This is a genomic window from Bathymodiolus platifrons methanotrophic gill symbiont, assembly GCF_002189065.1.
Taxonomy (GTDB): domain Bacteria; phylum Pseudomonadota; class Gammaproteobacteria; order Methylococcales; family Methylomonadaceae; genus Methyloprofundus.
In genome coordinates this window covers 1-8,778 of sequence record NZ_BDMN01000289.1, presented here as the reverse complement: position 1 = coordinate 8,778, position 8,778 = coordinate 1, and the positions used below count along the sequence as shown (strand labels likewise).

General features: G+C 43.0%; 10 protein-coding genes and 1 pseudogene. 9 read left to right on the top strand and 2 right to left on the bottom strand.

What is annotated here, in order from left to right:
• Positions 1 to 343: pseudogene (locus CDZ78_RS15335) on the bottom strand (ISL3 family transposase); the annotation flags it as partial.
• 186 nt (positions 344 to 529) lie between these two features.
• Between CDZ78_RS15335 and CDZ78_RS15330 the strand changes: the two are divergent.
• From CDZ78_RS15330 to CDZ78_RS15295, 8 genes are all read left to right on the top strand, one after another.
• Positions 530 to 1,246: a hypothetical protein gene (locus CDZ78_RS15330; protein WP_087870788.1), complete on the top strand. Its 717-nt coding sequence runs from the start codon at positions 530 to 532 to the stop codon at positions 1,244 to 1,246.
• Between the two features lie 48 nt (positions 1,247 to 1,294).
• Positions 1,295 to 1,981, top strand: a complete 687-nt coding sequence (locus CDZ78_RS15325) for a DUF1566 domain-containing protein (RefSeq protein WP_140414102.1) — start codon at positions 1,295 to 1,297, stop codon at positions 1,979 to 1,981.
• Between the two features lie 18 nt (positions 1,982 to 1,999).
• Positions 2,000 to 2,686, top strand: a complete 687-nt coding sequence (locus CDZ78_RS15320) for a hypothetical protein (RefSeq protein WP_087870786.1) — start codon at positions 2,000 to 2,002, stop codon at positions 2,684 to 2,686.
• Between the two features lie 19 nt (positions 2,687 to 2,705).
• Positions 2,706 to 3,422 carry an Lcl C-terminal domain-containing protein gene (locus CDZ78_RS15315; RefSeq protein WP_087870785.1) on the top strand — a complete coding sequence of 239 codons (717 nt, stop codon included), beginning with the start codon at positions 2,706 to 2,708 and terminating at the stop codon, positions 3,420 to 3,422.
• Between the two features lie 39 nt (positions 3,423 to 3,461).
• Positions 3,462 to 4,172 (top strand): Lcl C-terminal domain-containing protein, encoded by a 711-nt coding sequence (locus tag CDZ78_RS15310; protein ID WP_140414101.1) that lies wholly within the window; start codon positions 3,462 to 3,464, stop codon positions 4,170 to 4,172.
• Between the two features lie 55 nt (positions 4,173 to 4,227).
• A complete protein-coding gene (locus CDZ78_RS15305) occupies positions 4,228 to 4,959 on the top strand; it encodes an Lcl C-terminal domain-containing protein (RefSeq protein WP_087870783.1) in 732 nt (243 codons plus the stop codon).
• Between the two features lie 47 nt (positions 4,960 to 5,006).
• On the top strand, positions 5,007 to 5,636 hold the full coding sequence (locus tag CDZ78_RS15300) for a hypothetical protein (protein ID WP_087870782.1): 630 nt from the start codon (positions 5,007 to 5,009) through the stop codon (positions 5,634 to 5,636).
• Between the two features lie 681 nt (positions 5,637 to 6,317).
• Complete coding sequence (locus tag CDZ78_RS15295; protein WP_087870781.1) at positions 6,318 to 6,947, top strand: hypothetical protein; 630 nt, start codon at positions 6,318 to 6,320, stop codon at positions 6,945 to 6,947.
• A gap of 143 nt (positions 6,948 to 7,090) precedes the next feature.
• Here the strand turns inward: CDZ78_RS15295 and CDZ78_RS15290 are convergent, their stop codons facing one another.
• Entirely contained in the window at positions 7,091 to 7,753 is a 663-nt protein-coding gene (locus CDZ78_RS15290; protein WP_140414100.1) for a hypothetical protein, read from the bottom strand.
• Between the two features lie 636 nt (positions 7,754 to 8,389).
• On the opposite strand from CDZ78_RS15290, the gene tnpA reads away from it, so the two are divergent.
• Positions 8,390 to 8,778, top strand: a 389-nt coding sequence (gene tnpA / locus CDZ78_RS15280; protein ID WP_087870778.1) for an IS200/IS605 family transposase, incomplete at its 3' end; no start/stop codon positions are given.

Here is an 8,778-nt window from a genome sequence, read left to right as displayed (position 1 = left end):
CCCATGCCATGGCTTCAAATAGCAGAGTGAAACCACTGCCGGGGCGAGCCCAAGGGACTTCTACAGTACGAACTTTCCCGTCCGTTGTTGTGATGCGAGGAACAGAGCAATGTAGATAGCAAGAATGCTCAAAGAAGCTCAAGTGTTGCCATTGCCGATCGACTGTATCATGCACTGGGCAGAGAACCCCCGATTCATCAGCAAAACGGGCGCCTGGTTCAAAACCTATCTGCAAATGAAGTTCATTCTGTTCTAAAATATTGTCGTTTGAAAAGATAATTTCTTCCACTTTCCAAGGCGATTGTAAGCCTAAAGCCATACTAAATAAAGATTCATTATTCATGGTATTATTATCGCACTACCCACTAGGATTCACATAGAGCCTAAAAATTGGATGTGGGGGTTAAATTTAACAAAGGGTACAAATGCTCGGGCAAACCAGCCTGTAAAACTTAGCGTATTACTAATTAGAAATTTTTAGAAAATAAAAGGTTCTGTCACAATAAACTTCAATATAAAGGATAAACAAATGAGTATTAAAATATTAGCAACCCTTTTGATGACGGTATGGGTAACGACTATATCCGCCCATGGGTGGGAGGATGCAGGTCCCCTGACTTTAAGTGGAGGGGGTGACGAGGGCACGGTTGGGTATGAACTATCTTGTGATGAGCAAAGATTACGCGATCCCTCAATGACAGATGAAGAGTACACCGATTTCTTATTAGAATTTCAAGACTCTGAATGTGCAACTGTTTTTAAGGTTGGAGACATTGGTTTTGGTGGCGGACGTGTATACTTTGTAACTGAGGATGGTAGACATGGGATGGAGATAGCCCCGAACCATCACACAACTGTAGAGTATGGGTGTTGGAATGTAGCCCTTGAAGGTGCTAGAGATAAAAATTTTGGTGCGGGTGCATCTAATACAGACATAGCAAAAGAAAACAAATGTAATAGTTATTATGGAGGTTCTTCTGCAATTGATGTGTTACGGAACTACGATTCTGGAGGCGTTAAGGATTGGTATATACCCTCTATGGGAGATTTAGAAGAAATCTATAGTGCATTAGGTGCTTATACGGTAACAGAGAAAGGAGACGCGCATCCTTCTTTCCCTAAATTCTTCTGGTCATCCTCAGAAGCTGATGGATCTTGGATGTATGGGTTTAATCTAACAAATGGTACAAAGGCTAAGGCACATAAAATTATTAAACTTAGCTTATTACTAATTAGAAATTTTTAGAAAATAAAGGATAAACAAATGCTTATTAAAATATTAGCAACCCTTCTGATGACTGTATGGGTAACGACAGCGTCCGCCTATGGGTGGGAGGATGATGACCCCCTGCTTTTAAGTGGAGGGGGTCACGAGGCCAAGGTTGAGTATGAACTAACTTGTGATGAACAAAGAGCGCGTGACCCCTCAATGACAGGTGAAGAGTACACCGATTTCTTATTAAAATTTCAAGATACTGATTGTGCGAAGATCTTTAAACCCGGAGACATTGGGTTTGGAGGGGGTAAGGTATTTCATGTCACCGACGAAGGTCGGCATGGGATGGAGATAGCCCCTTACCACCACACCTCAGTAGAGTATGGGTGTTGGTATGTGGGTCTTGAAGGTGCAAGAAATCAAGCCTTCGGGGCAGGTAAATCTAATACCGAGGTAGCACTAGGAAAAAATTGTGTTTCCCATTACGGAGGCTCTTCCATATTTGATGTTTTAAGAAACTTCGATGCTGGAGATTTTAGAGACTGGTATATTCCGTCTTATTACGAGTTAAAAGAGATCTACAGGGTCTTAGGTCCTTATACCGTAACAGAGAAGGGATCCGCTCAACACTCTTACCCACAGTTCTTTTGGTCGTCCTCTGAATCTTATGCAATCTGGATGTGGGGTTTGAATTTAACAACTGGTAAAAATGCTCTCGCAGGACACTCTAAGAAACTTAGCGTATTACTAATTAGGGATTTTTAGAAAACGGAGGATACACAAATGCGTATTAAAATATTAGCAACCCTTCTGATGACTGTATGGGTAACTACCGCATCCGCCCAAGGGTGGGAGGATGACAATGCCAAGGTTGAGTATGAACTATCTTGTGATGAACAAAGAGCGCGTGACCCCTCAATGACGGATGAAGAGTACTCGGATTCCTTATTAGAAGTTCAGGACTCGGAATGTGCGCGTGTTTTTAAGGTTGGAGACATTGGTTTTGGGGGCGGGCGAGTGTTCTATACCACTGACGGAGGGCGACATGGAATGGAGATCGCCCCTAACCATCACACAACCGTATCGTATGGGTGTGTGAATGTAGCTCTTGAAGGCGCAAGAGATAAATCTCTTGGTGCGGGTGTATCCAATACAGACGTAGCACTAGCAAAGAATTGTGTTACTTTTTATGGTGACACTACCATATTTTATGTTCTAAGAAACTTCGATGCTGGAGATCTTAGAGACTGGTACATCCCATCTTATGGCGAGTTAGAAGAAATCTACAAGGTCTTAGGCCCTTATACCGTAACGGAAAAAGGCGGCGCACACCCTTCTATCCCACAGTTCTTCTGGTCATCCTCAGAAGATTATAAAAATATGATGTCGGCGTTTAATCTAACGACCGGTCAAACGGGTACGGCACATAAGGCTGTGAAACTTAGCGTATTACTAATTAGAAATTTTTAGAAAATATAAGGATAAACAAATGAGTATTAAAATATTAGCAAGCTTTTTGATGACTGTATGGGTAACGACTGCATCCGCCTATGGGTGGGAAGATGGCGATCCACTGACTTTAAGTGGAGACGGTGGCGAGGCATCGGTCGAGTATAAACCTACTTGTGATGTGCAAAGACAACGTGACCCCTCAATGACAGACGAAGAGTACTCGGATTTCTTATTAGAATTTCAAGACTCGGAATGTGCGCATGTTTTCGCGGTGGGGGACATTGGATTTGGTGGTGGACGAGTGTTCTATACCACTGACGAAGGACGTCATGGCTTAGAAACCGCCCCTACGGATATTAAACCTCTAGAGTGGGGTTGCTTTGATCAGTCTATAGAGGGTGCAAAAGAAATGAAAATAGGAGCGGGCAGAGACAATACCGCAGCTATAATAGATGAAAGTTGTACGAGTTATTTTGGAGGAGGTATTATATTTGACGATATAGTGGATTATAACGGGGGTGGGTTCCAGGACTGGTACGTCCCTTCGTCTTACGAGCTGTATAAGATCTATGAGGTGCTGGGCTCTCATAAGGTGGTTGAAGAATCTACGCCGTGTTCTTCTTATCCCCAGTATTTCTGGTCATCCACGGAATATAATAGCAGGTACATCTACACTATAAACTTGGATACAGGAAGTAAAGTATATGCTGAGAGAGGGTTGACACTTAGTACATTACCAATTAGGAGCTTTTAGGGGTATGAATTAATGAATAAATTTAGATTATTTTTTTTAGTGGCGTGTCTGTCCCAAACGATGCTCGCTAAAGCAGAGGGAATACACCCTCTGTTTGCCGCAGATTCAAAAACCAATATCTCGGACGAGTTTATTGAGGACGAGTCTGAGTATTGTTCTCAAATGCGTTCCGTTTATGGGTTGACTAAAGTCGGTCGTGCGGAGCATATAAGTGCTTTGCAGGAAGGTGAATGTGCAATTACTTATAAGGTTGGCGATTTAGGTCCCGCAGGTGGTCGAGTGTTCCATACTACTGAGGATGGCATTCACGGGTTAGAGTCAGCCCCTAATGATATTCAAGAGCTTGAGTGGGGGTGTCACAGCATCCAAATCGATGACGCGTCAGGAGTTAAGATCGGGGATGGGAAATCTAACACTGAAATATTGGCCACTTTAAACTGCACAAGCGTGAGTACGTGGGGTGGCAGAACTGTAGTTGACGCTGTTCAAAATCACGAAGTAAATGGGTTCTCGGATTGGTTCATACCTTCTAGGGATGAGATGATACACATGTACTCCGTGCTAACTTCAAAGGGGGTAGGTAATTTTGCCAACACTCTATATTGGATTTCCACGGTTTCACCCGACTTTGGTAGCAGATGGACTTTGATGTTTAACGGTGGTAACGGGAGTGTAAAGTGGGGTAACGGGAGTCTTTTGTGGGGTGAGCGGAGTCTTAGAAAACCCTTTAGACCTATACGGTCATTCTGATCCTTTATGTCTAAGGAAACCCTATTTTCAGATGTATAAATTTTAGGAAAAATAAATGAATATTAAGTTAATAATGGGTCTTATCCTTTTTGGATGGTTCTCTACATCCTTCTCAGACGTTGGGAAAATTGAGGTTATAGACTCAAATGATTTTGAGGAGACCAAACTCGGTCCCGAATATGAAGCTGTTTGTGGGGAGATGAGAGAACGATCTCCCTCCATGACGGATGAAGATTACGCATCCTTCTTATATTATTTTCAAGAAACGGAATGCGCGCATATTTTCCAGTTGGGGGATATTGGTTTTTCTGGAGGACGTGTGTTCCATATCTCTAATGGTGGACGGCACGGTCTGGAGACCTCTCCGGTTCACATACGGCCTCTTGAGTGGGGCTGCGTTAAAGTACCCGTAAGGGATGCAAGGGGTGTGTACATAGGAGCGGGTCGTGGCAATACTGAGGCTGTCATAGCAAAAGGTTGCGATAGTTACTATGGGGGGATCACCGCTTTCGAGGCCATAAGTGACTATACAGCTGCGGGGTTTTCGGATTGGTACATTCCGTCGGCATCCGAACTTCATAGGGTCTTTGATATTTTAGGTGTCCAGGAGGCCTCTGAAAATATTTCTAGCACACCTTTCCCAAGATACCGTAAATATTTCTGGTCGTCCTCGGATGCGAATGAACGTAAGAATTCAAAGAGCTTCGGCATGAATTTGACGACTGGTTCAAAACTCCGTGCGGATAGAGCTTTGAGGTTTAGTGTTCTTCCGATTAGAAACTTTTAGGGAATCCACATTAACCAAACCCTAAAACAATTTAGAGGATATTAAAAATGAAATTATTAACACTAGGTGGTACAGCCTTACTTACTTTTTTCGCAACGGTGAATGTTAACGCGGAGTCCTCCGTAGGGTACGAGGAGGCCACGTTTGAAATGGGAGGTCAAGGCCCGGCTGGAGGGGTTATATTCTACCTGACAGATGATAAGCTTCACGGAATGGAGTCTGCGGGGTATCTGAAAGACTCCCAAGGGCTGTATACACTAGCAGAATGGGGCTGTAACGATATTTATAAGGACGTAGGATTTGGCGTAAAGCTTGGCGAAGGAAAGGAAAACTCCTTGGAGCTATTGGAAGAATGTAGTTCCGAGAGGGGTGGATTGATCGCCGCAAAGCACGCTGATAATTATGTCCAGAACCAATACTCCGACTGGTATCTACCCTCGCAAGATGAGCTTAGCAAATATAGCTACCTGATGTGGGACTCGGGTCAGAAAGTCGTAGACTCCTCTGCGGACATCGAACACTACTGCACCTGGAGTTCAACTAATTACTTCTGGAATGCCATTGGTGCGGGATATGCCCAGGGGATAACTCAAGAATTCGATGAATACTACAGCATGTATATATCGGGCAGAGCACGTTCAAAAGAGTGCGCAATAGTTCCAGTAAGAAATTTCTAACATAGTGTTTAGAGACTTTTACTGGATTCAACATTCAACAATTTAGAGAATACTAAAAATGAAATTATTAACACTAAGGGTCCTAGCCCTACTTACATTTTTCGCAACGGTGAATGTTAACGCGGAGTTCTTCATAGATTCCTCCGTAGAGTAAGCAATACTATATCCCCCCCCTTAAATTGTGACTCCAATAAGGACTCTTCAACACGGATGAAATACATAAGTTAATTATGCGTTTTGGCTTGATCAGGAGACAGGATTTAAGAGTTTAAAGAAGACCCATTTTAAGGAAATAAATAGTCTTAACGTAGCTATCTCGATAACCTCTGCCACTCTATCGAGAGCAGTCCCCGAATCTTTGAAGCATACTTTATTTATTCCCCCTTAGGTATGCCGCTCACTCGAGCCATAAAACAAGACCTACTCCCCGCTATCCGCGCATATCTCACTCTCGCTTTACACCCCAACAGGTGCCCTTGGTGGCTTTGTCGTACAGACTTAATTATGCCGTAAAGTTCAGTCATGGTTTTATTACAAGGCAAGAGCCTACAGCCCGCGTATTCATTGAAAAAGGGGAGAGATAACCTGTTTATACAACACAAACTATTTATCTCTCCCCTTTTCCAGAAAACACGGGTTCCACATTAACCAAACCCTAAAACAATTTAGAGGATATTAAAAATGAAATTATTAACACTAGGTGGTACAGCCCTACTTACTTTTTTCGCAACGGTGAATGTTAACGCGGAGTCCTCCGTAGGGTACGAGGAGGCCACGTTTGAAATGGGAGGTCAAGGTCCAGCTGGTGGAGTTATATTCTACCTGACAGATGATAAGCTTCACGGTATGGAGTCTGCGGGGTATCTGAAAGACTCCCAAGGGCTGTATATGCTAGCAGAATGGGGCTGTAACGATATTTATAAGGACGTAGGATTTGGCGTAAAGCTTGGCGAAGGAAAGGCAAACTCCTTGGAGCTATTGGAAGAATGTAGTTCCGAGAGGGGTGGATTGATCGCCGCAAAGCACGCTGATAATTATGTCCAGAACCAATACTCCGACTGGTATCTACCCTCGCAAGATGAGCTTAGCAAATATAGCTACCTGATGTGGGAATCGGGTCGGAAAGTCGTAAACTCCTCTGCGGACATCGAACACTACTGCACCTGGAGTTCAACTAATTACTTCTGGAATGCCATTGGTGCGGGATATGCCCAGGGGATGACTCAAGAATTCGATGAATACTACAGCTTGTATACATCGGGCAGAGAACGTTCAAAAGAGTGCGCAATAGTTCCAGTAAGAGATTTTTAACATAGTGTTTAGAAACTTTTATGGATTCAACATTAAACAATTTGGCTTCCCGTCTAAGCCGGGACACCCAGTATTATGGATTAAAACGCCAAGATGGAACAACCGCTTCTAAACGTTCGCTGTTAATCCTGGATGGATTGAAATTACTGGGTGTCCCGGCTTAGATGGGAAGCCCGTTTCAGATACGTACGAGGTGGCACTGGAGGAATCGGACGAGGTGGCACTGGAGGAGCAAGTTCAGGGTCAGTGTCAGGGTCCAAAAGCTTCCATTGTTCATACGTATGAACCTTTTTACCCGCAGAAGAATCGTCCAAAATCTTCCATTGTTCATATGTATGAACCTTTTTACCCGCAGAAGAATCGTCAAAGGGATTGCCTTCTCCCGTTGGGGCATCTTCATTCGCATCGGGATCGTCAAAGGGATTGCCAAAGGAATCGTGAAAGGGGTTGCCAAAGGAATTGCCTTCTCCCGTTGGGGAATCTTCATTCGCATCAGGATCGCCAAAGGGATTGCCTTTTGGATCTTCACTTACTACAAAAGAACTGGCGGACGACCCCAAAGAATTAGGAGGGGCATCGATATTAGCTTGGAGAGCGGCATCTCTGGACCAGTAGCTAGGACCACTCACCCTTTTTTTGCGTGGCGGCTTGGGCGGCTTTATTGAATCTTTGTTGAACCCTACCTTACTTTGCGTATTTGAAGAACGGACTCTAGTTAAGTTTTCACTGGATGTTTTTGAACCGAGATGTCTATTCTTAATACTCCACTTTTTAGAAACAGTACTCTGAATATTTTCTACTTCCATTTCCCCTGAAGGGTCTGATGACGAGATAACTTGCCCGTTACCATAAACGTATTGAGAGAAGAACTGTTTACGCGGATCTTGCGTTAGGAAGCGCCCTGTTGTCAAACTCAAGTATCTAGCATGGAGGTGACTAAGGTTCCCCATGCTCGGTTGGTCAAGAAACATATTAGCCTGCACTAAACAGGGTAAGAATAATAGTAGTATTTTAATCAAAATAATGATTTTTTGGGTTCTGTCGCAAGAACTTATTATGACGGTAAAGATTGGTCATAACTTGTCAGGTTTCACGAGGTTGTATCCTGATTTTTTAAAAGTTCAGCTCGAAACATATCGGGGAATTTTCTAAAAACTTCTGGATTTATTCTATACCAACATTGAAGAGCTTCAAAGGGCGTTCTTACCTTTAATTCTCTTTTTAGGCTACCATGCCTTCGGTTAAGGTTGTAATACACTAAAAACTTATCTAAATCGGCTTTTAATTCAGCTTCATCTTTATAAGCTGAAGTTTCCCAATTATTGAGTAGCTGAAATACACAATGCTGGTGTATCGAGGTTTATTGTCTCGGGACGCTAGTAAAAACTATGCACTTTAGTGCAAGACTTTAGTTGATACACACTTTTTTGTACAATGTGTTAATGAATGAACAAAGGCACGGTAGTCATACAGTAAGTATACTAATGGTACATATAGTTTGGGTGACTAAATATCGCTACCCTGTTTTGCAAGGTAATATCCAAAAGCGTTGTAGAGAGTTAGTGATGCAGGTTTGTGATGCTGAAGATGTAAGGATTCTAAAAGGTGTTGTGAGTAAAGATCATGTCCATATGCATATAGAATATCCCCCAAAATTATCAGTTAGTAATTTTGTGAAGAGAGTAAAGGGTAGAACCTCTCGAATCCTGCAAGGTGAGTTTCCCGAATTGAAAAAACGATATTGGGGGAAACATTCTTGGGCAATAGGGTATGGAGCCTGGACAACGGGTAATGTAACGGAAGAGTTGGTACAAGAGTATTTAGAGCACCA

Bases quoted from the DNA above. Each gene is read 5' to 3' on its own strand.
- CDZ78_RS15290 (WP_140414100.1), bottom strand. From the start codon at position 7,753: ATGGAAGTAGAAAATATTCAGAGTACTGTTTCTAAAAAGTGGAGTATT.
- CDZ78_RS15315 (WP_087870785.1), top strand. From the start codon at position 2,706: ATGAGTATTAAAATATTAGCAAGCTTTTTGATGACTGTATGGGTAACG.
- CDZ78_RS15300 (WP_087870782.1), top strand. From the start codon at position 5,007: ATGAAATTATTAACACTAGGTGGTACAGCCTTACTTACTTTTTTCGCA.
- CDZ78_RS15325 (WP_140414102.1), top strand. From the start codon at position 1,295: ATGACTGTATGGGTAACGACAGCGTCCGCCTATGGGTGGGAGGATGAT.
- CDZ78_RS15295 (WP_087870781.1), top strand. From the start codon at position 6,318: ATGAAATTATTAACACTAGGTGGTACAGCCCTACTTACTTTTTTCGCA.
- CDZ78_RS15305 (WP_087870783.1), top strand. From the start codon at position 4,228: ATGAATATTAAGTTAATAATGGGTCTTATCCTTTTTGGATGGTTCTCT.
- CDZ78_RS15320 (WP_087870786.1), top strand. From the start codon at position 2,000: ATGCGTATTAAAATATTAGCAACCCTTCTGATGACTGTATGGGTAACT.
- CDZ78_RS15330 (WP_087870788.1), top strand. From the start codon at position 530: ATGAGTATTAAAATATTAGCAACCCTTTTGATGACGGTATGGGTAACG.